This is a genomic window from Mycolicibacter hiberniae (assembly GCF_010729485.1).
Lineage (GTDB): Bacteria > Actinomycetota > Actinomycetes > Mycobacteriales > Mycobacteriaceae > Mycobacterium > Mycobacterium hiberniae.
Window position 1 is genome coordinate 3,326,376 of the sequence record NZ_AP022609.1, and the last position, 22,816, is coordinate 3,349,191.

The 22,816-nt window shown below is 70.7% G+C and carries 15 protein-coding genes and 1 pseudogene; 8 read left to right on the forward strand and 8 right to left on the reverse strand.

Translation table 11 applies throughout. The features are described 5' to 3' along the window. Nucleotides 1-239: 239 nt before the first annotated feature. The 4 genes from hpt to dacB form a co-directional block, all read right to left on the reverse strand. The gene (hpt, locus tag G6N14_RS15760) at nt 240-767 is read right to left on the reverse strand and encodes a hypoxanthine phosphoribosyltransferase (protein ID WP_234808791.1); all 528 of its coding nucleotides are present in this window, start codon (nt 765-767) and stop codon (nt 240-242) included. Between the two features lie 123 nt (nt 768-890). Continuing rightward, nucleotides 891-1,853, reverse strand: a complete 963-nt coding sequence (tilS, locus tag G6N14_RS15765) for a tRNA lysidine(34) synthetase TilS (RefSeq protein WP_085134063.1) — start codon at nt 1,851-1,853, stop codon at nt 891-893. After that, nucleotides 1,832-2,878 (reverse strand): Rv3626c family coenzyme F420 biosynthesis-associated protein, encoded by a 1,047-nt coding sequence (locus G6N14_RS15770; protein WP_407663127.1) that lies wholly within the window; start codon nt 2,876-2,878, stop codon nt 1,832-1,834. Before G6N14_RS15770 ends, tilS begins: the two co-directional genes overlap by 22 nt. Next, complete coding sequence (gene dacB / locus G6N14_RS15775) at nt 2,869-4,245, reverse strand: D-alanyl-D-alanine carboxypeptidase/D-alanyl-D-alanine endopeptidase (protein ID WP_085134064.1); 1,377 nt, start codon at nt 4,243-4,245, stop codon at nt 2,869-2,871. Before dacB ends, G6N14_RS15770 begins: the two co-directional genes overlap by 10 nt. An 80-nt stretch (nt 4,246-4,325) precedes the next feature. Between dacB and G6N14_RS15780 the strand changes: the two genes are divergently transcribed. Further along, nucleotides 4,326-4,814, forward strand: coding sequence for an inorganic diphosphatase (locus G6N14_RS15780; protein WP_085134065.1), 489 nt, complete (start codon nt 4,326-4,328; stop codon nt 4,812-4,814). Nucleotides 4,815-4,863: 49 nt separating this feature from the next. Here the strand turns inward: G6N14_RS15780 and G6N14_RS15785 are convergent, their stop codons facing one another. Further along, the gene (locus tag G6N14_RS15785) at nt 4,864-5,856 is read right to left on the reverse strand and encodes a TerC/Alx family metal homeostasis membrane protein (RefSeq protein WP_109559682.1); all 993 of its coding nucleotides are present in this window, start codon (nt 5,854-5,856) and stop codon (nt 4,864-4,866) included. Nucleotides 5,857-5,981: 125 nt separating this feature from the next. Between G6N14_RS15785 and G6N14_RS15790 the strand changes: the two genes are divergently transcribed. The 4 genes from G6N14_RS15790 (at nt 5,982) to G6N14_RS20565 (ending at nt 8,588) form a co-directional block, all read left to right on the forward strand. Beyond that, the gene (locus G6N14_RS15790; protein ID WP_085134191.1) at nt 5,982-7,211 is read left to right on the forward strand and encodes a polysaccharide biosynthesis protein; all 1,230 of its coding nucleotides are present in this window, start codon (nt 5,982-5,984) and stop codon (nt 7,209-7,211) included. 15 nt (nt 7,212-7,226) lie between these two features. Continuing rightward, complete coding sequence (locus tag G6N14_RS15795) at nt 7,227-7,937, forward strand: polyprenyl-phospho-N-acetylgalactosaminyl synthase PpgS (RefSeq protein ID WP_085134067.1); 711 nt, start codon at nt 7,227-7,229, stop codon at nt 7,935-7,937. Nucleotides 7,938-7,952: 15 nt separating this feature from the next. Beyond that, a complete protein-coding gene (locus tag G6N14_RS15800; protein WP_085134068.1) occupies nt 7,953-8,342 on the forward strand; it encodes a DUF2304 domain-containing protein in 390 nt (129 codons plus the stop codon). A 72-nt stretch (nt 8,343-8,414) separates the two neighbouring features. Continuing rightward, a complete protein-coding gene (locus G6N14_RS20565) occupies nt 8,415-8,588 on the forward strand; it encodes an Rv1535 domain-containing protein (protein ID WP_165756866.1) in 174 nt (57 codons plus the stop codon). On the opposite strand, the pseudogene G6N14_RS15805 reads toward G6N14_RS20565, so the two are convergent. Both G6N14_RS15805 and G6N14_RS15810 read right to left on the reverse strand, forming a co-directional pair. After that, nucleotides 8,506-12,986 (reverse strand): annotated as a pseudogene (locus G6N14_RS15805) (cation-translocating P-type ATPase); the annotation flags it as partial. The gene G6N14_RS20565 and the pseudogene G6N14_RS15805 sit on opposite strands and share 83 nt — an antisense overlap. A 172-nt stretch (nt 12,987-13,158) precedes the next feature. Next, entirely contained in the window at nt 13,159-14,097 is a 939-nt protein-coding gene (locus G6N14_RS15810; protein ID WP_085134069.1) for an NAD-dependent epimerase/dehydratase family protein, read from the reverse strand. A 32-nt stretch (nt 14,098-14,129) separates the two neighbouring features. Here G6N14_RS15810 and G6N14_RS15815 point away from each other — a divergent pair, with 32 nt between their 5' ends. Genes G6N14_RS15815 through G6N14_RS15825 form a run of 3 tightly spaced genes read left to right on the forward strand, consistent with a single transcriptional unit; the run spans nt 14,130 to nt 21,321 of the window. Beyond that, complete coding sequence (locus G6N14_RS15815; protein WP_234808783.1) at nt 14,130-15,998, forward strand: hypothetical protein; 1,869 nt, start codon at nt 14,130-14,132, stop codon at nt 15,996-15,998. 56 nt (nt 15,999-16,054) lie between these two features. Further along, the gene (locus G6N14_RS15820) at nt 16,055-19,975 is read left to right on the forward strand and encodes a Pls/PosA family non-ribosomal peptide synthetase (protein WP_275986782.1); all 3,921 of its coding nucleotides are present in this window, start codon (nt 16,055-16,057) and stop codon (nt 19,973-19,975) included. After that, nucleotides 19,972-21,321 (forward strand): M1 family metallopeptidase, encoded by a 1,350-nt coding sequence (locus tag G6N14_RS15825; protein ID WP_085134193.1) that lies wholly within the window; start codon nt 19,972-19,974, stop codon nt 21,319-21,321. Before G6N14_RS15820 ends, G6N14_RS15825 begins: the two co-directional genes overlap by 4 nt. Before the next feature lie 29 nt (nt 21,322-21,350). Here G6N14_RS15825 and G6N14_RS15830 read toward each other — a convergent pair whose 3' ends face one another. Beyond that, nucleotides 21,351-22,631, reverse strand: coding sequence for a TQXA domain-containing protein (locus G6N14_RS15830; RefSeq protein WP_085134071.1), 1,281 nt, complete (start codon nt 22,629-22,631; stop codon nt 21,351-21,353). Between the last annotated feature and the right edge of the window lie 185 nt (nt 22,632-22,816).

The window sequence follows — 22,816 nt, forward strand, 5'->3', positions numbered from 1 at the left end:
GATAGCCCGAGAAGATCGACTTACCATTGCGGGCCCGGGCACTTCGCGTTGATGTCGACACAGCCTTCACACCTACCGATCTGTCACAGATCCGCTACCGGGACAGCCCGGAGCTCTGAACGCGGCATCGTTGGCGTGTTGGGTGATCCTATCGACACGGCCTTCGTCGGGCCGGTCAGGGCTTCCCATGCGTTTGCGTCTGCGGCGGCGATCCGTTCGCGCCGATGGGAATCGGCCGCTCAGCCCTGGTAGACCCGCGGGTCCAGCATCCCGATGTAGGGCAGGTCGCGGTAGCGCTCGGCATAGTCCAGGCCGTAGCCGACCACGAATTCGTTGGGGATGTCGAAACCCACGTAGGCGATGTCGACGCCGGCACCCAGCGCGTCGGGTTTGCGCAGCAGGGTGCAGACCCGCAGCGACCGGGGCCGGCGCGCCGCCAGGTTGCGCAGCAGCCACGACAAGGTCAGTCCGGAGTCCACCACATCCTCGACGATCAACACGTCGCGGCCGCTGATGTCGCGGTCGAGGTCCTTGAGGATGCGCACCACTCCCGACGACGAGGTCGACGAGCCGTACGAGCTGACCGCCATGAACTCGAACTGGGTGGGCAGCGGGATCGCCCGGGCCAGGTCGGTGACGAACAGCACCGCACCCTTGAGCACGGTGATCAGCAGCAGGTCGCCGCTCTCGCGGCTCTCGGCGTAGTCGGCGGCGATCTGGCCGCCGAGTTCGGCGGTGCGGGCCCGGATCTGCTCTTCGGTCAGCATCACCGATTTGATGTCACCGGGATACAACTCGGGTCCCTGCCCAGGCGAGATCGCAGCCACCCGAACAGCGTGCCATGGCGGGAGTTCGACAACCAACTGCGGCGGCCAATTCGCGACCCGGGCTCAGACCGGTTCGTAACGCAATTGCAGCAGGCCGTCACCGCGTACCGCGAACAGCCGCTGGCCGGGCTGGTCCGACCCGACCGCCACGCCGCCCTGCCCCCGCCATGCGGTGATCAGCCGGTCCACCGCGCGAATCTGCAGGTCGGTCAGACCGCGCCCGCCCCCGCCGAGCAGCCAGCGCCGGATGACGGCGCGGCGCACCGGCCCCGCCAGCACCGCCAGCTCCGCGACAGCCAGGCCGGCGCCGGATCCGGCGCCGGTCAGGGCCTGCTCGGCCAGGCCGTCGATCAGGTCGGTGTTCTCCCGCAGGGCTCTGGCGGTGCGGGCCAGGGCCTCGGGCACCCCGCCGCCCAGCACGTCCTCCAGCAGCGGCAGGACCTCGGCACGCAGCCGCACCCGGGTGAAGCGGGGGTCGCTGTTGTGCGGGTCCAGCCACGGTGTCACCCCCAGTTCGGCGCAGGCCTGGGCGGTCACGGAGCGCCGCACTCCCAGCAGCGGCCGGCACCAGGGCGGGTCATGCGGCCGCATGCCGGCCATCGACCGTGCGCCCGAACCGCGGCCGAGACCGAGGAGCACCGTCTCGGCCTGATCGTCGAGGGTGTGTCCCAGCAGGACGGGGTCGCAGCCGCCGGATTCGGCCAGCGCGGCGTAGCGCGCGGTGCGGGCCGCGGCCTCGGGGCCGCCCTGAGTTCCCACCGTCACCGCGATGACCTGCGCATCGACGCAGCCCAATTCCAGGGCCTGGCGACGCGCGGTGGCGGCGACCTGCGCCGAGCCGGGCTGCAGACCATGGTCGACGATCAGCGCGGTGGTGGGCCGCATCCGGGCGGCCACGGCGGTCAGCGCCAGCGAGTCCGGCCCACCGGACAGGGCCACCGACCAGCGGCCGCCCGGCGTCAGATACTGCTCGGCGAACGCCCCCAGCGCGCCGCGCAGGCGGGCTACAGCACCCGGTCGATCCACGCTTGCGGCTCTTCGATCTCGGCGGGCAGGGGAAGTGTCTGTGGACCCGTCCACACCGCGTTGAACCGCGCCATGCCGACCCGGCCGACCACGGCGTCGACGAATGCCTTGCCCCGGGTGTACTGGCTCAGCTTGGCGTCTAGGCCCAGCAACGCACGCAGCAGTCGTTGCAACGGCGGTTGGCTGCGCTGCCGGCGTTCCTCGAAACGACTGCGGATCGTCGTCACCGTCGGTACTGCCGACCCGACCGCGTCCATCACATGGTCGGCATGGCCCTCGAGCAGTGTGCCCAGCATCAGCAGCTGGTCCAGCGCGGTGCGCTGCGGTTCGGACTGCACCGCCCGCACCAGGCCCAGGATTCCCGGCGGGCCCGTCTCCCCGGATTCGCCGTGGTTGCCCCGCAGGTAGCCGACCAGCCGGCCCACCACCTGGGTGAGATCCGGGCTGGTCTGGCCGGTCAGCACCGCCAGCGCATCGGACATGTAGCCGGCCAGCCATGGGTTGACCGTGAACTGCACGCGGTGCGTGACCTCGTGCAGGCACACCCACAGCCGGAAGTCCGCCGGCGTAACCCGAAGCTGGCGCTCGACGGCGACCACGTTGGGATACACCAGCAGCAGCTCGCCGCCGCCGGGGAAGAACGGGTCGTACTGGCCGAGGATGCTCGAGGACACGAACGCCAGGACCGCACCGGTCTGCGCCCCGGTCAGCCGGCTGGCGAGGAAGCCGGCGGGCCGGTCGGTGCCGCCCATCATCACCTTCATCGATTCCGCCGCGGCGGTGATCCACTGCCGCCGGTCGACGACCCTGGCCTCGGGGATGGCGGCGCTCGCCGCCGCGGCGCCCAGGCCGGTGACCTCGCGTACCAGGGGTTCTGCCGCGCGGGCGCTGGCGTAGAGCTCCTCGACGACCTGGCGGCGCGTGTACTCGGTCATCGGCGGCGCCGGGCGTGCCAGCCGGCCCCCGACCGTCGCGGCGAACTCCCAGTCCACCGCACTCCCGACCTCGGATCCGCTCATCGGCATCCGCAGGTTCGCAGCACCGCTGCCAGCGCGTCGATCGCCGTCCGCCCGGTGGGGCCGGCGTCGTTGGAGATGAAGGCGAACGTCAGCACGCGCTGGTCGCGGTCGGTGACGATGCCGGCCAGCGCGTTCGTGCGGCTCAGCGAGCCGGTCTTGGCGCGCAGCCAGCCGGCCGCACCACGCCCGGTTTGCGGATTGAGGAACCGCTCGGACAGCGTGCCGCTCCCGCCGGCGACCGGCAGCATGTCCAGCAGCGGCCGCAACTCCGGTAGGTCCGGCCCGGCCGCCGCCTGAATCACCGCGTCGAGGATCCGGGCCGACAACCGGTCATCGACCGACAGTCCGCTGGAATCGGACAGCCTCGCCCCGCTGACCGCGATGTGGGCAGTGGCCAGCCGGTTGGTCACCGCGTCGACCGCACCGGCGAAGGATCGGGGGCGGCCCATCGCCGCGGCCACCTCCCGCCCGATGCATTCGGCCATCACATTGTCCGAGGCGTTCATCATCTCGCCGAGGCGGACCACCAGCGGCGCCGATCGGACCGCGCCCAGCTCCCGGCCTGTCACCGGCGCCGAGGCGATGCTCACCCGGTCGGGGTCGACGCCCAGGGCGGCGGCCAGCACCCGGCCGGCGTCCAGCGCCGGTGTCAGCGACCGGCGGGACTCGACGGTGGTGGGCTGGACGCGGCCGCCGTCGACCATCACCGCCTCGATGGGGGCGATGTCGCCGCCTTCGATGTCCGCGGAATCCCAGCCGGCCGCCATGGTGGGGCCGGTGAACGCCGACACGTCGACCTGAACCTCGGTGACGTCGACCCCGCTGTTGCGGACCTGTTCGGCCAGATCGTCGATGCGGGCGGCTTCGCGATACCAGGTGTCCGCACCGGCCTCGGCCGTCGACAGCGTCGGATCGCCGCCGCCGACCAGCACCACAACCCCGGGCGCAGCGCCGGCCGTCACCCGGGTGGTGACCCGGGCGTCGCGGTCCAGCGCCAGCAGGGCGGCGGCCGCGGTCAGCACCTTGTTGGTCGATGCCGGCAGCACCGGAAGGTCTTCCTGCTGCGTCCACAGGGCTTTGCCGGTCAACGCATCGGTGATCCGGCCGGTGAGCCGGCCCAGGTTGGGGTCGGCCAGTGGCCCGGCCAGGGCTGCGGCCAGGCCGCTGCCGGCCGGCACCGGGGCGTCCTCGGAGACCGGAACCACCCCGGGAGCAGCGGTCGCCGTCGGCGTCGGCGCGACCACTCGCGCACCGGCACCGGACTCGTCCGGAAGCACGACCGCCGCCATGACCACCACCGCGCCGGCCAGCGCCAGGACCGCGGCCGCGATACCCAGATGCGTGGTGGAGTGTCGCCACCGAGTGGGTTGCATGTCTCTCCTGCCTTCTCAGGCGCAATTGTGCCCGACGGGCGGTCTCCGGGCGGCAATGCGACCCGCTCTACACTGACCCGGTGCAATTCGACGTGACCATCGAAATCCCCAAGGGCCAGCGCAACAAGTACGAGGTCGACCACGCCACCGGGCGGGTCCGTCTCGACCGGTACCTGTACACGCCGATGGGCTACCCCACCGACTACGGGTTCATCGAAGACACCCTCGGCGAGGACGGCGACCCGCTGGACGCGATGCTGCTGCTGCCGCAGTCGGTGTTCCCTGGTGTGCTGGTCGAGGCACGGCCGGTCGGCATGTTCCGGATGACCGACGAGGCCGGCGGTGACGACAAGGTGCTCTGCGTGCCGGCCGGCGACCACCGCTGGAACCACATCACCGACATCGGCGACGTGCCGTCGCACGAACTGGACGCCATCAAGCACTTCTTCGTGCACTACAAGGACCTGGAGCCCGGCAAATTCGTCAAGGCCGCCGACTGGGTGGGCCGGGCCGAAGCCGAGGCCGAGATCACCCGGTCGATCGAGCGGTTCAAGTCCTCCGGTCACTGAGCGGCACGGCTCCGGCCGCTCGATCCCTGGCGGCGCAGACGCCGGCGGCTTAGGCCGCTGTGGCGGACCCGCGGGTCCGGTACAGGCTGGCCGCCGTCGTCAGCGCCAGCACGCCCACCACGACGCCCAGGCTGACCGGGGTGGGAATCTCCGGCACGTTGAAGGGCCGCCCGGAGTGGATGAACCACACATCGTTGGTGCGCAGCGCGTGCAGCACCATCCGCACCCCGATGAATCCCAGGATGACCGCCAGCCCCTGGGACAGATACACCAGCCGGCCCAGCATGTGACCGAGGATGAAGAACAGCTGCCGCAATCCCATCAGGGCGAATGCGTTGGCGGTGAACACCAGGTAGGGCTGGCGCGTCAGCCCGTAGATCGCCGGGATGGAATCCATCGCGAACACCAGATCGGTGGTGCCCAAGGCCAGCGCGACCAGAAACATCGGGGTGATGGCCCACGCCCCGGCTTTGTCCCGGACGAAGAACCGCACCCCCGAACCCCATCCGTCGGTGGCGTTGAGGTGGGTGCGGGCAAAGCGCACCACGGCGTTGTTGCCCCCCTCGCGCTCGCCGTCGCCGGTGGGATCGTCGTGGCGCAGCAGTTTGATGGCGGTGTAGGCCATGAAAGCGCCGAAGACGTAGAACGTCCAGGACAGCCGCTGCACCGCGACCCCACCCAGAGCGATGAACACCGCCCGCAGCGACAGCGCCATGACGATGCCGACGAACAGCGCTTCCTGCCGGAACTTCCTGGGGACGTTGAAGCTGTTCATGATGATGACGAACACGAACAGGTTGTCCACCGACAGGCTGTACTCGGTCAGCCAGCCGGCGAAGAACTGCATGCCGTACTTCGGGCCGTGGTAGTTCCAGACCCACACCCCGAAAGCCACTGCGAGGCTGAGGTAAAACGTCAGCCACCCGGCGATCTCCCGGATCGAAGGCTCGCGCACCCGCCGGCCGATGATGAGCAGGTCGAACCCGAGCACCGCCCCCAGACCCGCGAATGTCAGCAGCCATTCCAGCAGCGACGGGTCCAACGGCGCGCCTCCGATCATCAGTGGTTAGTTCAGTGGGCCGCCCGACCGTACCCCGCCCCCCGCTTAGTATTTTCGCCGTGGTGACCGATGTCGGGGGTACCGGATCCGCCGGGTTTCCCGGTGGCATGACCACCGGCCCCGTCGGCCGGGCCAGTATGGCCCGGGTCGGCACCGCGACCCTACTCAGCGCCCTGTGCGGCTACGCGGTGCTGTACCTGGCCGCGCGGGACTTGGACCCCGCCGGATTCTCGGTGTTCGGCGTGTTCTGGGGCGCGTTCGGACTGGTCAACGGCGCTGCCAACGGTTTGCTGCAGGAGACCACCCGCGAAATCCGGTTCGCCCGGGAGATCCAGGCCGACCGCGCCTCCACGCCGCACACCCATCCGTTGCGGGTAGCCGGGCTCAGCGGGCTGGTGGCCGCGGCGCTGGTGGCCGCCAGTTCGCCGCTGTGGAGCGGGCACGTGTTCGTCGAGGCGCGCTGGCTGTCGGTGGGCCTGCTCAGTTTCGGCCTGGCCAACTTCGCGGTGCACGCCACGTTGCTCGGCACCCTGGCCGGGGCCGACCGATGGACGCCGTACGGCGCACTGATGGTCACCGATGCGGGCATCCGGGTGGCCGTGGCCGCCGCGACCTTCCTGATCGGCTGGGGTCTGGTCGGGTTTCTGTGGGCGACTGTGGCCGGTGCGCTGGCCTGGCTGCTGCTGCTGGCGGCCTCACCCACGGCACGCTCGGCGGCTCGGCTGCTGACCCCGGTGAGTACCGCGGGGTTCCTGCGTGGCGCGGCGCATTCGATCACCGCGGCCGGGGCGAGCGCGATCCTGGTGATGGGATTCCCGGTGTTGCTGCAGGCCACCTACGGTGAATTGGGCGCCGCGGGCGGTGTGGTGATCCTGGCTGTCACGGTGACCCGGGCACCGCTGTTGGTGCCGTTGACCGCCATGCAGGGCAACCTGATCGCGCACTTCGTGGATCAGCGCGGCCGCCGCCTGCGGGCGCTGCGAACACCGGCGGCGGCGGTGGCCGCGCTGGGCGCGGCCGGAGCGGTGGCGGCGGGCCTGCTCGGTCCGTGGCTGCTGCGCACGGTCTTCGGCCCGGAATACCACGCCGGGGGGTGGCTGCTGGCCGAACTGACCGTGGCCGCCACGGCGATAGCGCTGCTGACGCTGACCGGCGCGGCAACGGTCGCCGCGGCCCTGCACCGCGCGTACGCGCTGGGCTGGGTGGGGGCGGCCGTGGCCTCGACCCTGCTCCTGTTGCTCCCGCTGGATCTGCCCACCCGGGCGGTGGTGGCCCTGTTGTGCGGGCCCGTGGTGGGAATCGCGGTACACCTGGCCGCGTTGCGCACCGATTCCTGACCCCGGTGAGCGTGTATTTTCTCCGATATAGACAACCGCTACCCCGATGTCTGGATCATCGTTCCGGCGTTCAACGAGGCGACCGTCGTCGGTGACGTGATCGCCGGGATTCGCGCGGTGTTCGACTTCGTGGTCTGTGTGGACGACGGAAGCACCGACAACACCGCCGAGGCCGCCCGGAGCGCGGGCGGCTACGTGGTGCGCCATCCGATCAACCTCGGCCAGGGCGCCGCCATCCAGACCGGCGTCGAGTTTGCGCGCGCCCAGCCGGGCGCCCGGCTTTTCGCCACGTTCGACGCGGACGGCCAGCACCGGGTGGGCGACCTGGTGCGCCTGGTCGACCGTCTCGACACCGCCGGCCTGGACATCGTGATCGGCACCCGGTTTGCCGCTCCCGCTGCCGCCACGACGGTGCCGCCGCTCAAACGGCTGGTGCTGCGCGCCGCGGTGGTCCTCAGTCCGCGAATCCGCCGGCTGGGACTCTCCGACGCCCACAACGGGCTGCGGGTGTTCAACCGCCGGGTCGCCGACCGACTCGACCTCACCATGACCGGGATGAGCCACGCCGGGGAGTTCATCGCTCTGATCGCCGAGAACCGCTGGCGGGTGGGGGAAGAACCGGTCGAGGTGCTCTACACCGACTATTCGAAGTCGAAGGGACAACCACTGCTCAACGGCGTCAACATCTTGTTCGACGGTCTGCTGCGCAGGAGGATGTCGCGATGAGGGGGATATTCACCGATGAACTGGATCAAGGTGCTGCTGATCGCGGCGGTCTTGGGGCTGTTGATCTACCTGCTGTTATCGCGCAGGTCGGCGCAGTCGCGGGCGTGGGTGAAAGTGGGCTACCTGATGTTCGTGGTGGCCGGCATCTATGCGGTGCTGCGCCCGGATGACACCACGGTGGTGGCCAATTGGCTGGGGGTGCGCCGCGGCACCGATCTGATGCTCTATGTGCTGGTCATCGCGTTCGCGTTCACCACCCTGAGCACCTATATGCGGTTCCGCGACATGGAGCTGCGATACGCCCGGCTGGCACGGTTGATCGCGCTCGCCGCGGCCCAGCCGCCCGAGTCCAGCCCAGCGGGGCTTACCGGCGAGGCGAAGCTGCCGCCGCGCAAAACACAGTAATTCGGCAACAGTTGTCTTGGGGGTCACGACGGGTTTGCCGCCCGTCCGATTTGTACCCGCACCGTGGCAGGTATGCGGGCCAAAACAGTCCTGGCAGAACCCCTGGCGGAAGTGACGGCGTTGCTGCTGACCAAGCCGACCCGACACCTCTACGCCGCGTTGTGGCGGGCGGGCCTGCTCGAGGTCGTTCTGGCCGCCCGGGCCAGCCCACCGGCCGAGGAGACATCGCTACGGCCGACCGGTTGATGCGCGCGCTCAGCGCACCAGTTCCAGCCGCCGGGGCTGCTCCACCGCGGGGGTCTGCGTTACCGGCTCGGGGGGAGCCTGCTCGGTCGACAGCCGGCTCGCCACAGCCACCGCGGCAGTGGCAGCCGCGGCGGTGCCGACACCCTGCGCCCAACCGATCGGACCGACCGGTGTGCAGCCCAACAGCTGACTGACCCCGGGCGTGGAGACCATCGCCGCGAACAGCACGAAGGAGCCCGCCGCGGTCGCCAGCACCATCGGCGCCCGCGAGTCGACCACGGTCTGACCGAGTTCGGTGCTCACCAGCGAGATCAGCGCCACCGTCGCGGCCCGCTGCGGGCTGCCCGGCAGTCCGGAGAAGTTCGCCATCGCCCACGCGGCGGTGCCCGCCGCGGCGGTGACTCCGCCGCGGAACGCGACCGCCCGCCACAGGCTGCCTTCGTCGAGTCCGCGCACCGCGCCGCCGATCGGACCGGCCGGGGTGCTCACCGCCACGGCGGTGGCCGGCAGGGCGTCGGTCAGCGTGTTCATCAGCAGCAGCTGCCGGGTGTTCAGCGGCGAGTTCCCGGTGACCGCGGTGCCGATGACCGAGAACAACACTTCCCCGACGTTGCCGCCGAGCAGGCCGGAGATGGCCAGTTGCACGCCGCGCCACAGCCGCCGGCCCTCGTCGATGGCGTCGACCAGCGCACCGATCTTGCCGTCGGTCAGGACGACGTCGGCGGTGGCGTGCGCCGAGTCGCTGCCGTGCGCGACGACACCGAGCCCCACCGTGGCGGCCCGGATCGCGGCGGCGTCGTTGGCGCCGTCGCCCACCATCGCCGAAACCCGGCCGGCGCGCTCCAGCGTCTGGACGATCTGCACCTTGTTCTCCGGCGACATCCGGGCGAAGATCACCCGCTCGCGCACCACGCGTTCTTGTTCCTTGCGGTTCAGCGCGTTCCATTCCGAGCCGGTGATGACCTGCTCGGCGTCCACGCTCACGCCCATCTCGGCGGCGATCGCGGTGGCGGTGATCGGATGGTCGCCGGTGATCATCCGGATGTCGACGCCGCGGGCGGCCAAATCGGCGAGCAGCTTCGGGGCGTCCGCGCGCGGGGTGTCGGCCAGGCCGAGGAACCCGATGAGCGTCAGCCCAGAAGAACTGAGCTCGGTGATCCGGTCGGTTCCCTCGCGGTCATCCCCGACCGAACGCGCTTGGGCGGCAGTTAATTTGGCCTGGGCGACCGCGATCACCCGCAGTCCCTGGGCGGCCATGGCGGCCACCTGCTTCTCCACCTGAGCTCCGGCGTTCCTGCAGGCTCCCAGCACCACCTCCGGTGCGCCCTTGACCAGCAGCTCCGACCCGACGACCGATGCCGAGAAGGCCCGGCCGGAACGGAACGGAAGGTGTGCGTCGGGTTCGGTCCAGGGCCGGGCACCGGGCGCGGCCGCCGCGCCCTCGACGATCGCCTGGTCGGTGGCGTGCGCGTGCGCCGCCCCGTCAGGCGCCGGCGCCGCCTGCGCGGCCGTGCCGAGGACGTCGTCGTCGGTGTATCCGGCCAGCGGGCGCACCGTGGTGACCCGCAAGCGGTTCTCGCTGAGCGTTCCGGTCTTGTCGAAGCAGACCACGTCGACCCGGCCGAGCGCCTCCACAGAACGCGGGATCCGCACCAGCGCACCGGATTTGCTCAACCTCTGCGACGACGCATGCTGGGCCAGGGTGGCCATCAACGGCATGCCCTCCGGGACGGCGGCGATCGCGACGGCGATGGCGTTGCCGAGCGCCTGCCGAAGGCCGCCCTGGCGCAGCAGCCCGAGCGCCCCGACGGCCACCCCGCCGGCGGCACTGTAGGGGAAGGTCCGGTGTACCAGCTGGGACAAGTGGTGCTGCAGTCCGACTTCGGGCAGCTCCCCGGAGGCCAATTCGGCGGCCCGGCGGGTCTGGGTGTCTGCCCCCACGGCGGTCACCAGCGCGATGGCCTTGCCGGCAATCACCGTGGTGCCCGCATAGAGCATGCAGCTGCGCTCGGCCAGTTCGGCGCCGGGAGTCGGGTCCAGCTGCTTGCCGACCGACAGCGATTCACCGGTCAACGACGACTCGTCGACCTCGACGTCGGACACCTCGATGACCCGGGCGTCGGCGGGAACCACCTCGTTGCTGCGAACCTCGATCAGGTCCCCGGGCAGCAGCTGCTCGGCGGGGATCTCGTGATAGGTCGGGTTCCCGTCGGCATCCATCAGCACGACCCGGGCCGGCGGGGCTTGACGCGCCAGCAGGTCGTTCAGCCGGCTTTCGGCCCGCAGCCGCTGGTAGGCGGCCAGCATGGCGTTGCCGGTGAGCACCGTCCCCACCATCACGGCGTCGATCGGTGAGCCCAGCATGGCGGTCGCCACCGAGCACAACGCCAGGATCGGAGTCATCGGGTCGGACAGTTCGGCGCGCACCGCGTGGACGTAGGGCCAGAACGTGCCGTGCGATTCCACGTCGGCCGGCGCACGTTCGGTCAGCGACGCAGGCGATTCGCCGCCCTGCGACGTCCCCAGCAGTTCGCGCACCTGCTCGACCGACATGGCGTGCCACTCGTAGGCCGGGGCCGGCTTCGGCGCGTGGGCGCGCAGCACCCGGCGGGCCAGCAGGTACCCCGACAGCATCCCGGCGCCGGCGCCGATGGTGACCGGGCCCGGGCCGCGGCTCTGTCCTGCCCCCACACCCGGAATGGTCGCCCGAACCCCACGGACGAGTAGCAGCCCGGCGATGGTCGAGGCCCCGATCGAGATCGCGACACCGCGCTCGGTGGCGTCCCGGGCCGCCGGAAGCGCACGAAGCACCTGCCACGCCCCGGCCAGATCGGCCAGCAGCAGGTCGGCATAGAAAGGCGGAGGCAGGGTGTCCTCTTCGCTCGTCGGCATGACCCCCAGCGCCAGATCCGCCGACGCCAGCGCCTGTGCCGCTTCGGTCGACAGCACCGCCACGGTGCGACCGGCCTGCTGCAGGTCGGTGACGGCGTCCGCCAGCGCGGCGTCCATGTCGGCGGTCTCGCCGCCGTGCACCGGGCGGATGTCGTCGAAGGCGGGACGCAGCTCGCCGAGGATTTCGGTGTCCACCGTGACCAGCTCCACCCCCGCGGCACGCCCCTGGAGAATCACCGCGGAGGCCAGCGCATGGTGGGCGGGCAGGATCAGCGCTTCCACCGGCTGTTTGCGGGTGGTCCCCCGCGCTGTCATCCGGGGCACCCGGTGCCAGCCCGGGCGCAGAGCCGCCTTATCAAGCAGGCTCTGCGCGTTCTCCCAGGCCTGCGGCAGTTCGTGTTCGGTCGCGCCGCGAATCTGCACCACGCGGCGTTGCTCGCCGGTCAGCGCCCGCGGATCGATGACCACGGTGTCGATCTTGTCGAGGCGGCGCAGGCTGTCCGGCCGCAGCGGCAGCACCCCGTGCGCATCGGCCAGTCCCTGCCCCAACGTCGCGGCGAACGATTCGCAGCTGGTGCGCACCGCCTTGGGCGAGGTGGCCAGAATCGCGCTCGACGTCATGTCCAGGTTGCGGGTCACAGCGGCCACCGCGGCTGCGGCGGCCGCCTGCGCCAGCGCGGTGCGCCTCAGGTGGCGCTCTGCCGGGCCGTCGGCGGGCGGAATCGGGCGCGCCGTGGCAAACGCCTCGGAGACGTCGCTGAAGCGCGCCAGTTGCGGTTCGTAGCGACTCCACGCCAGCGCCGCAGCCCGGGTTTCGGAGGCTTTGAGGCCCTCCACCAACAGGTCGACCGCCAGGATCGCCGGGGACATGGTGATGACGTGCGATCCCAGCGAGACCAGTGAGAGCACCGTGTCGGCTCGCCCGGGACCGATCCAGCTTTCCAGCGTCTCCCGGGCCAGCGGCTGGTACCGGGCCACCGACGCGGCTGCGTCGAAGATCTTGGGCGCGGCGGGCCAGCGCAGCAGCGTGCCCGCGGTGGCGATCGCCAGGCCCACCGCGTTGACGCCGAACGTGGCGCCCTTGGCGGCCAGCAGCAGACCGTCACCGGGCAGTGCGGCGGTTTCGGTTGCGGACAGTTCAAGGCCCTGTTCGACGGCCGCCACGGCGGCACACAGCTCGGCCAGCGATGCCTGTTCGCCGATCTCGACGATCACCCGCGACAGCGGACGGTTCAGCCGTACCGAGTTGACCTCGGGCCGGGCCTGCAGCGCCTCGAGCACCGCGGATCCGACATCGCGACCGATCTCCGGGTCGTCGAGCCCACGGACCTCGATCCAGGCACGGCCCGCGCCGCGCCAACTGCGCCGGCTGGTGGTCAGATCGCTGCGCTCGCCGGACAGCCGCTTGGCGCCTTCACGCAGGGGAATCGCCGCGAGGTCCAGGCCGGCAGATGCCACCGCGCCGACTGCGCCGATGCCGAAACGGCCAAGTGCGAAAACGTCCATCGACTTCCTCCAGCGTAACTGCGGCGCTGGAGGTCTCTTCCGCCGGGGAGACCGGCCCACAGCCCCGGCCACCCGATGACGGGTGACGTGATGACGACACTGCGATTTGGGGAATACTCCCCTCCGACAGGCCAGTATGCCACAACGGCGGACCAGATCGCCGCAGCGAAAGTCAGGTCGCAGACCGGAAATAGGCCACCGTGCGGGCCACTCCGTCGGCCAGCGCCACCTGCGGTTGCCAACCGAGCACCCGCCGCGCCCGATCGATGTCCAGGCAGGAGCGTCGCAGGTCGCCCAGCCGGGCCGGGTGGAACTCCGGGTCATCCGGTGCGCCCACCGCGGCTGCCACCGCTGAATGCAGTTGGCGGTCCGAGGTTTCCACGCCGGTGCCGACGTTGAAGCGCTGCCGGTCGCCGGCCTCGCCCGAGGCCCGCACGAAGGCGTCCACCACGTCGTCGACGAACACATAGTCACGGGTGTTGGAGCCGTCCCCGAACACCTTGGTCGGCGTTCCGTTCAGCAGGGCCTGAGCGAAGATCGCCACCACACCCGCCTCGCCGTGCGGGTCCTGGCGGGGCCCGTAGACGTTGGCCGGCGCGATGTGGGAACACTGCAGCCCGTAGAGGTGGCCGAAGGTGTTGAGGTAGATCTCCCCGGCCACCTTGCCGGCGGCGTACGGCGAAGCCGGGTCGGTCGGGACGTCTTCGCTGGTCGGATAGCTCGGCGGGGTGCCGTAGATCGACCCGCCGGAGGAAGTGTGCACGATCTTGCGCACCCCAGCGGCCCGGGCCGCCTCAGCGAGGCGGATCGTTCCGAGGACGTTGACCGAGCCGTCGAAGGCCGGGTCGGCCACCGAGTGGCGCACATCGATCTGGGCGGCCAGGTGAAAGATCACCTCGGGCCGGTGTTGGGCCAGGGCGGCACCGAGGTCCGCGCTGACGATGTCGGCCTCGACGAAGCGGAAGCCGGTGTCGTCGGCCAGATGCTCGAGGTTGGTGGCTCGACCGGTGGCGAAATTGTCCAGCCCGATCACCTCGTGCCCGTCCGCCCGCAGGCGGTCGACCAACGTCGATCCGATGAACCCGGCTGCCCCGGTTACCAGTGCTCGCACGCGCCCACCATACCGACAGGTAAGAAAGACAGATGACCGCCGGCGACGACACAGCAGTGCCGGCCCGGCGCGCAGCACCCGACGATGCGGGTGGCACGGGCCGGTACCTGCGCCCGGGGCTGACCGCCCTGCCGTGGGTCTACTGGGCAGCCGTGGCATTGATCGCCGCCCAACTGGCGGTCCGGGCAGTGGTCGCCTTCGGAGGCTATTTCTATTGGGACGACCTGATCCTGATCGGCCGGGCCGGCACTCACCCCCTGTGGTCGCCGGCCTATCTGTTCGACGACCACGACGGTCATGTGATGCCGGGCGCCTACCTGGTAGCCGGCGCCCTGTCGCGTCTGTGGCCGCTGCAGTGGGCTGCGCCGGCGGTCAGCCTGGTGCTGCTGCAACTGCTGTTCTCCGGAGCGCTGTTGCGCGTGCTGTGGGTGATTCTCGGCTGGCGGCCGGTGTTGCTGGTGCCGCTGACCTTTGCACTGTGGTCCCCGCTGGGCCTGCCGGCCTTCGCCTGGTGGGCGGCAGCGCTGAACTCGTTACCGTTGTGCGCGGCTCTGTCTTGGGTGTGTGCGGACGCGATTGCCTTGGCACGCACCGGAAAACAGCGCTACCTGCACACTGCGATTGCGGTCTACCTGGGCGGGCTGCTGTTCTTCGAGAAGGCCGCCATCATCCCGTTCGTCGCGTTCACCGTGACAGCACTGCTGGGCTACGTCCGCGGAGCGCCGCTGACCGGCGCGATCACCGGGGCGTGGCGCTCCAGTGCCCGGTTGTGGACGGCCGCGCTCGCGGTGACCGCGGCGTGGATCGGGGTCTATGTGTCGGTGGTCAATCAGAAGCGCTGGAGTTTCGACCTCGAGATGACCGGCGACCTGCTGTGGCGGTCGATCACCCACGGCGTGGTCCCAAGCCTGGCCGGCGGCCCGTGGACGTGGGCCCGCTGGGCGCCGGCCTCGCCCTGGGCCCTGCCGGGACCGGTGACGATGGCACTGGGCTGGCTGGTGCTGGCCGGACTTGTCGCGGTGTCGCTGGCGGGCAAAAGGCGCCTGGGTCCGGTGTGGCTGGCCGCGGCCGGCTACCTGGCGGCCTGCCAGGTGCCGATCTATCTGATGCGGTCTTCGGCGTTCACCGCGCTGGAACTGGCCCAGACCCTGCGCTATCTGGCCGACTTCGTGGTGGTGCTGGCGATCCTGGGCGCCGTCGGACTGTGCGCCCCCAACCGGGAATCCGCGCGGTGGCTGGCCCCCTCCCGCGCGCGCACTGTGGCGGTGACGGCCCTGGCGGCGGCGTTCACCGCCAGCAGCCTGTATTCGACGGCGACCTTCCTGGCCTGCTGGCGTGACGATCCGGCCCGTGCTTATCTGCAGAACGCCCGGCAGGCTCTGGCCGCCGCCCGGGTCGCCTCGGACGCGCCGCTGCTGGACCAGGAGGTGGACCCGTTGGTGCTGGGACAGGTCGTCTACCCGGAGAACCTGGCCAGCCACATGTTCGCCCTGTTGCACGACCGGCCGGAATTCGCCTCGACGACAACGCAGTTGCGGATGCTGACCAGTTCGGGGTCGCTGACCGACGCCCAGGTGACCTGGGTCCGTGCCCTGGTGCCCGGGCCGGTGCCGCATTGCGGATACCTGGTGCAGCCGGACCGGCCGGTGACCTTGCCACTCGACGGTCCGCTGTTGCCCGCGGACTGGACGGCCGAGATCAACTACCTGGCCAATGTCGACGGCGCCATGACGATGTCGTTGTCCGAGGGACCGCAGGTCCGGGTCCGGGTGCGACCGGGTCTCAACCGTGTCTTCGTCCGGCTCCCCGGCGCCGGAGACGGGCTCAGGGTGGGCGCCGACACCGCGGCGCTGTCGGTGTGTATTGCCGTCGGCCCGGTCGGCTACGTCGCGCCGAGGTGACGATGTCATGCTGCACGCCGCCACCGCGCTCGGTACGTTCTACAGGCGTGCCCGCACTGCAAGTTCCCGCACAGTTTCTGCGCGGTTCCGCTGCGCCGTCTCCCCGCACCCTGATCGACATTCTGTGGGAGACCGCTGCCCGCTACCCCGATGCGCCCGCCATCGATGACGGCAAGGTGGTGTTGACCTACGGCGAGCTGATCGAGGACGTCCAGGACAGCGTCGCCTGGCTCGCCGCCCGCGGCCTGGGCCGCGGTGACCGTATCGGCATCCGGATGCCGTCGGGCAATTACGCGCTCTACGTGGCGATTCTGGCCACGCTGGCCACCGGTGCGGCCTACGTTCCGGTGGATGCCGACGATCCCCCCGAGCGCGCCGAGCTGGTGTTCGGCGAGGCGCAGGTGGCGGCGGTGCTCACCGAGGCGGGGCTGACACGTGGGCCCGGGGCGTCGCGCGGCTGGCGGGCCACGGCGCCGCAGCCCAGCGACGATGCCTGGATCATCTTCACCTCGGGGTCCACCGGCACGCCTAAGGGCGTGGCGATCACGCACCGCAACGCCGCGGCCTTCGTCGACGCCGAAGCGCAGCTGTTCTTGCAGGACAACCCGATCGGGCCGGGCGACCGGGTGCTGGCCGGTCTGTCGGTCGCGTTCGATGCGTCCTGCGAGGAGATGTGGCTGGCATGGCGCTACGGCGCCTGCCTGGTGCCGGCACCGCGGTCGCTGGTGCGCAGCGGCATGGATCTGGGTCCCTGGCTGGTGGCCCGGGACGTGACGGTGGTGTCCACCGTGCCCACCCTGGCCGCACTGTGGCCGGCCGAGGCCCTGGAAGCGGTCCGGCTGCTGATCTTCGGGGGCGAGGCCTGCCCGCCGGAGCTGGCGGCCCGGCTGGCGGTGGACGGCCGCGAGGTGTGGAACACCTACGGCCCCACCGAGACCACCGTGGTGGCCTGTGCCGCGCAGCTCGACGGCAGCGGTCCGGTTCGGATCGGGCTGCCGCTGGTCGGCTGGGACCTGGCGGTACTGGGCGCCGACGGAGCGCCGGTGGGCGACGGGGAGACCGGCGAACTGGTGATCGGCGGGGTGGGGTTGGGCCGCTACCTGGATCCCGACCGGGATGCCGAGAAGTTTGCGCCGCTGCCCGCCCTGGGCTGGTCGCGGGCCTACCGCAGCGGGGACCTGGTGCGACTGGACGCCGCAGGGCTCACCTTCTGCGGCCGGGCCGATGATCAGGTCAAGATCGGCGGGCGACGCATCGAATTGGGCGAGGTGGACAGCGCACTGGTGACGCTGCCCGGTGTCAGCGGCGGTGCCGCGGCCGTGCGGACCAGCGCCACCGGCGCCCCGCTGCTGGTCGGTTACCTGGTCAGCACCGACCCGGACTTCGACCTGGGGGCAGCACGCGCGGAGCTGACCCGTCGGCTGCCCGCCGCGTTGGTTCCCCGGCTGGTTCTGGTCGACGAGCTGCCCACCCGCACCTCGGGCAAGGTGGACCGCGACGCACTGCCCTGGCCCGTCGGGCCGGAGTCCGCCGGGCCGGGCATGACCGGTGCCGACGATCCGGACAGCACCCTGGGCTGGCTGGCCGGATTGTGGCGCGACGTGCTGGGCGCCCCGGCCGATGACGAACAGGCCGATTTCTTCGCCCTGGGCGGTGGATCGCTGCAAGCCGCACAGCTGGTGGCCGCGGTGCGGCAGCGCTACCCGCAGACCACCGTCGCCCAGCTCTACGACCGTCCCCGGCTCGGTTCGCTTGCGGGGTTCCTCGATGACCTGGGCCGCGGCGACCGCGGGCCGCAGGCCGCTCCGGCGTCGCGCGCGGTGGCCCCTACCCCGCCGTTGACCCAGGCCGCGCAAGTGCTGCTGTCGGTGCCGCTGGCAACGCTGTCCGGCCTGCAGTGGGTCACCTGGCTGGCGCTGATCAACAACATCGTGGCGGCGGTGCACCCGTTGCCCTGGCTGGTGCGGCTCGACTGGTGGTGGGTGGTGGCCGCCTTCGTGCTGTTCGTCACCCCGTTGGGCCGGATGGGTATCGCCGCGCTGGGGGCGCGCCTGTTGCTGGCCCGCCTGGAGCCGGGGACCTACCGGCGCGGCGGACCGGAGCATCTGCGGGTCTGGATCGCCGAGCGGCTCGCCACCGCCAGCGGCGCCGAGAACCTTTCCGGCGCACCGTGGCTGGTGTACTACGCACGGGCGCTGGGCAACAAGATCGGCGAGGGTGTGGATCTGCACTCGACCCCGCCGGTGACCGGGATGTTGACGCTGGGCAACCGCTGTTCCATCGAGCCGGAGGTGGACCTGTGCGGGCATTGGATCGACGGCGACCGGTTCCACGTCGGCCGGATCGCGGTCGGCAATGACGCCAGCATCGGCGCCCGCACCACGCTGCTGCCGGGCGCTTCCGTGGGCAAGGACGCCGACGTGGCACCGGGGTCCGGAGTGATCGGCGAGGTGAAGAAAGGCCAGTACTGGACCGGCTCGCCGGCTATGAAATCCGGTAAGGCGCACCACCCTTGGCCGGATCACCGGCCGCCGACGCGCCCGCTGTGGGTCGCGGTGTACGGACTGACCTCGCTGCTGCTCGGCGCTTTGCCGCTACTGGCGGTGGGCGCCGGACTGGCGGTGGTGGGCCGTGCCGTGCGGGACTGCGCCAGTCTGGCCGATGCCGTTCGGCCGGCGCTGCTCGCGACCCCGCCGGCCGCGTTGGTCGCGATGTTGAGCTACGCCGCCCTGACCGTGATCGGGGTGCGGCTGTTGTCGATCGGTCTGCACAGCGGCTACCACCCGGTGCGCAGCCGGGTCGGCTGGCAGCTGTGGGCCACCGAACGCCTGATGGACGCCGCGCGCGACTACCTCTTTCCGCTCTATGCGGGGCTGATAACACCGTGGTGGCTGCGACTGCTGGGCGCGAAAGTCGGTCGGGGAACCGAGATCTCCACCGCATTGCTGATCCCGAAGTACACCACGATCGCCGACGGCGCTTTTCTCGCCGACGACACCATGGTCGCCTCCTATGAGCTGGGCGGCGGCTGGATTCATGTCGCACCGGCAACAATCGGCAAGCGCGCGTTCCTGGGGAATTCCGGGATCACCCAGCCGGGCCGGCAGGTACCCGACAATGCCCTGGTGGCGGTGCTGTCGACTGCGCCGCACAAGGCCAAGACCGGCTCGTCGTGGCTAGGCAGCCCACCGGTGCGGTTGCGCCGCAAGGCCGCCGACCTCGATGTCGAACGGACCTTCCGCGCACCGCGCAGACTGTGGGTGATGCGCGCGGTGGTCGAGACCTTCCGGTTGATCCCTGTCATCGTCACATTCGCGATCGGTGTCGCCGTGCTGGGCGTGCTGCAGTGGGGAGCAACACGATTCGGCTACGGCTGGACCGCACTGGGAAGCGGCGTGGCGCTGCTGGCCGCGGGCGCCGGGGCCGGGGCCAGCGCAGTGCTGGCGAAATGGCTCATCGTGGGCCGGATCCGGGCTTGCCAGCGGCCCCTGTGGTCGTCGTTCGTGTGGCGCAACGAGGTCTCCGACGCGTTCGTGGAGACGGTCGCCGCCCCATGGTTCGCCCGGGCCGCCACCGGCACCCCGGTGATGAACCTGTGGTTGCGCGCTCTGGGAGCCACCATCGGCCGGGGCGTGTGGTGCGAAACGTACTGGCTGCCCGAAGCCGACCTGGTCACCCTTGACGCCGGCGCAACGGTGAACCGGGGTTGTGTGGTGCAGACCCACCTATTCCACGATCGCATCATGCAGATGGACACCGTCACGCTGGAGGCGGGCGCCACATTGGGACCCAACTGTGTGGCATTGCCCGCGGCCCGGCTGGGCGCCGGGGCCACCGTGGGGCCGGCCTCGTTGGTGATGCGCGGCGACCAGGTGCCCCCCGCCACCCGCTGGCAGGGCAATCCGATCGCGCCGTGGCCGTTGCCGGGCAAGAAGCCCGGCTCTGCGGCATCGGCGAGGCAGGAGCCGGCGGCGTGAGCAAACCGGCCAAGATTCCCGCGACGCCGGCCCCGGCCGCGGTGGGCGATCCCTACCTGCCCGACAGCGGAAACGGCGGCTACCGGGTATCGCGTTACGAACTGGACTTGGAGTACAGGGTCAGCAGTAACCGGCTGGCGGGCACCGCGACCATCACCGCGGTTGCACTGGCCGCGCTGCGCGAAATCACCCTGGACCTCGCCGACACGCTGTCGGTGGCAAAGGTATGGATCAACGGCAGGCCGCCGGCCCGGTTCGCCACCTCGGCGGCCAAGCTGCGAATCACCCTGGCCGCCACGGTGCCAGCCGGTGCCGCCCTGGTGATCTCGGTCCGGTATTCCGGATCGCCGCGTCCCAGCGAAACCGTTTGGGGGGAAGTAGGTTTCGAGGAGCTCTCCGATGGCGCCCTGGTCTCGGGTCAGCCCAATGGCGCACCGACATGGTTTCCCTGCGACGACCATCCCTGCGCCAAGGCCAGCTACCGGATCCAGATCAGCACCGAAAGCTCCTACTACGCGCTCGCCAACGGCGAACTGATCTCGCGGCGGGTCCGCGCCACCCGCACCACCTGGACCTACGACCAGCCGGAGCCCACGCCCACCTATCTGATCACCCTGCAGATCGGCCGGTACGTGACCCGCCGGGTACCCGGGTCGGCCGTAGCCATTCGGGCGGTGCTGCCCGCCCGCCTGCAGACCGAGTTCGAGCGGGATTTCGCACGCCAGTCGCAGATGATGCAGCTGTTTGTGCAACTGTTCGGGCCCTACCCGCTGGCGGCCGGCTACACGGTGCTGGTGACCGACGACGACCTGGAGATCCCCCTGGAGGCCCAAGGGATTTCGATCTTCGGCGCCAACCACTGCAACGGCCGCGGCTCGTCGACGCGGCTGATCGCCCACGAGTTGGCCCACCAGTGGTTCGGAAACAGCGTCACCGTGCGGCGCTGGAGCGACATCTGGCTGCACGAAGGATTCGCCTGCTACGCCGAGTGGCTGTGGTCAGAGCATTCCGGTGGGCCGAGCGCCGACCAACTGGCCCGGCGCTACCACCGACAGTTGACCGGCTTGCCGCAGGATCTGCTGTTGGCCGATCCCGGACCGGTCGAGATGTTCGACGACCGGGTGTACAAACGCGGCGCGCTCACCCTGCACGTGCTGCGCGGCCGACTGGGCGACGACGCCTTCTTCGCCTTACTGCGCGACTGGACCTCGCGCTACCGCCACAGCAACGCCGGCACTGAGGATTTCACCGCGCTGGCCGCCGGATACAGCGCACAACCGCTGCAGTCGTTCTGGCAGGCCTGGCTGTATTCCACTGCCGTTCCCGGGCTGTCGGCACTCCGCTGACAGCCCGGGCGGGTCCTATCCCCCGCGCCCTATCGGCGCGGGTAGCGCCGGGCCCGCAGGGCGCCGGTCTGCCGCGGCGCCCAGGCGACCTGGAAGTCGACCACCAGTGCAGCCGGGACCGCCAGCGCCACCGGGGTGTAGTTCTGCGACTGCTCGTCGCCGGCTATGCCGGTGAGAACCCGGCCGCCGTAGCCGTCCTCGGTGCCGGGCACCGTGACGCGGACCCGCGCCGAGACCGCGCCAGGCCGCGCACGCAGGAAGAAGACGCCGCCGGGCGGTACCGGATCGGCCAGCTCGGCACCGTCGGCGTCCAGGACAACGGCGCCCTCGGCACTGACTGCGGCGGAGTCCGCGACGGCCAGGCGCAACGGCCCCACCACCCCGTCGGCCACGGTGGCCGCCGAGACGTCCAATCCGGGTGCTGTGGTACGCGCCCGTGCCGCCCCCGCCACCAGATAGCGGTAGAGGGCCACGATCCGGTCGGGATTGCGGTAGGTGCTGGTGCCGTCGGGCCAGAATCCGACGTCGCCGATGGTGGCTGCCCCCGATCCGGCCACCGCCAGGCGGTAGTACCGATGTCCGCCGGCGGTGGCCCCGACGCCGAGCGCCTTGCGCTGGATCCCAGGGGTTTGGGCGGTCAGCCGCGACGACAGCACCTCGCGCCAGGTCTGGCCGTCGTCGGATTTGTGCAGCGTCACCTCCACCGGCTGCGCGGCGACCAGTTCGACGGTGTACCCGCCCAGTTCGAGGGCCTCGTCGAACTCGACCGTCACCCCGTCGGGCTGGCGCAGCACCCGCGCGGGCTCGGTGCGGGCACGGGTGTCCAGCTCTAAACCGTTGGTCAGCCGCCAGATCGCCGCCTGGGTGGCCGCTATCGCCTCGTGCTCGGCGATGTTCCCGCGGCCCAGATACCCGGCCTCCCGCAACCGCCGGCTCACCTCGACGGTGTTCAGCCGCGGCACGGAGTTGCGCAGGATCCAGTCGACCTGAACCTCGCGGGCGTCCCGTTCGGCGGCCCCCAGGTGGGGAACAGCCGACCAGGTGTCGATCCGGTAGGCCGAGGGGCGGGTCGGCGCAATACCGTGAAAGTCCAGCGAATACGCCGCGATACCGGGGTTGAGCCGAATCAGATCGGTGCGCGCGCTCGTGCCGTCGGTGAACACGATGCGGTCCACGGTGTGCGAATAGGTGCCGCCGTGGTAGCGGGTCATCCGGTCGATATCGACCGCCGGTCGCGGATGGACCCTGCGGCGCACAGTCACCGCGGGCTGGGTATCGGGCAGCGGAAGAACGGAGGCAGAAACGGTCATGCCGAGTCGACTTTCTGGTCTGATGCGCGCACGGCAGCACCTGACCGGAAACCGGGGACGGGCTGCGACGCTAAGGAATCAGGGCGTCAGAGAATCAACGACAACAACACGCGGCAAGGCGGCACGAAACGTGCGGCTGCGGCTGCGTGATGTTCGACATACACATACCCTACGACATGTACCGC

Bases quoted from the DNA above. Each gene is read 5' to 3' on its own strand.
- hpt (WP_234808791.1), bottom strand. From the start codon at position 767: ATGCTGACCGAAGAGCAGATCCGGGCCCGCACCGCCGAACTCGGCGGC.
- G6N14_RS15770 (WP_407663127.1), bottom strand. From the start codon at position 2,878: ATGCCGATGAGCGGATCCGAGGTCGGGAGTGCGGTGGACTGGGAGTTC.
- dacB (WP_085134064.1), bottom strand. From the start codon at position 4,245: ATGCAACCCACTCGGTGGCGACACTCCACCACGCATCTGGGTATCGCG.
- G6N14_RS15790 (WP_085134191.1), top strand. From the start codon at position 5,982: ATGACCACCGGCCCCGTCGGCCGGGCCAGTATGGCCCGGGTCGGCACC.
- G6N14_RS15800 (WP_085134068.1), top strand. From the start codon at position 7,953: ATGAACTGGATCAAGGTGCTGCTGATCGCGGCGGTCTTGGGGCTGTTG.
- G6N14_RS20565 (WP_165756866.1), top strand. From the start codon at position 8,415: ATGCGGGCCAAAACAGTCCTGGCAGAACCCCTGGCGGAAGTGACGGCG.
- G6N14_RS15815 (WP_234808783.1), top strand. From the start codon at position 14,130: ATGACCGCCGGCGACGACACAGCAGTGCCGGCCCGGCGCGCAGCACCC.
- G6N14_RS15830 (WP_085134071.1), bottom strand. From the start codon at position 22,631: ATGACCGTTTCTGCCTCCGTTCTTCCGCTGCCCGATACCCAGCCCGCG.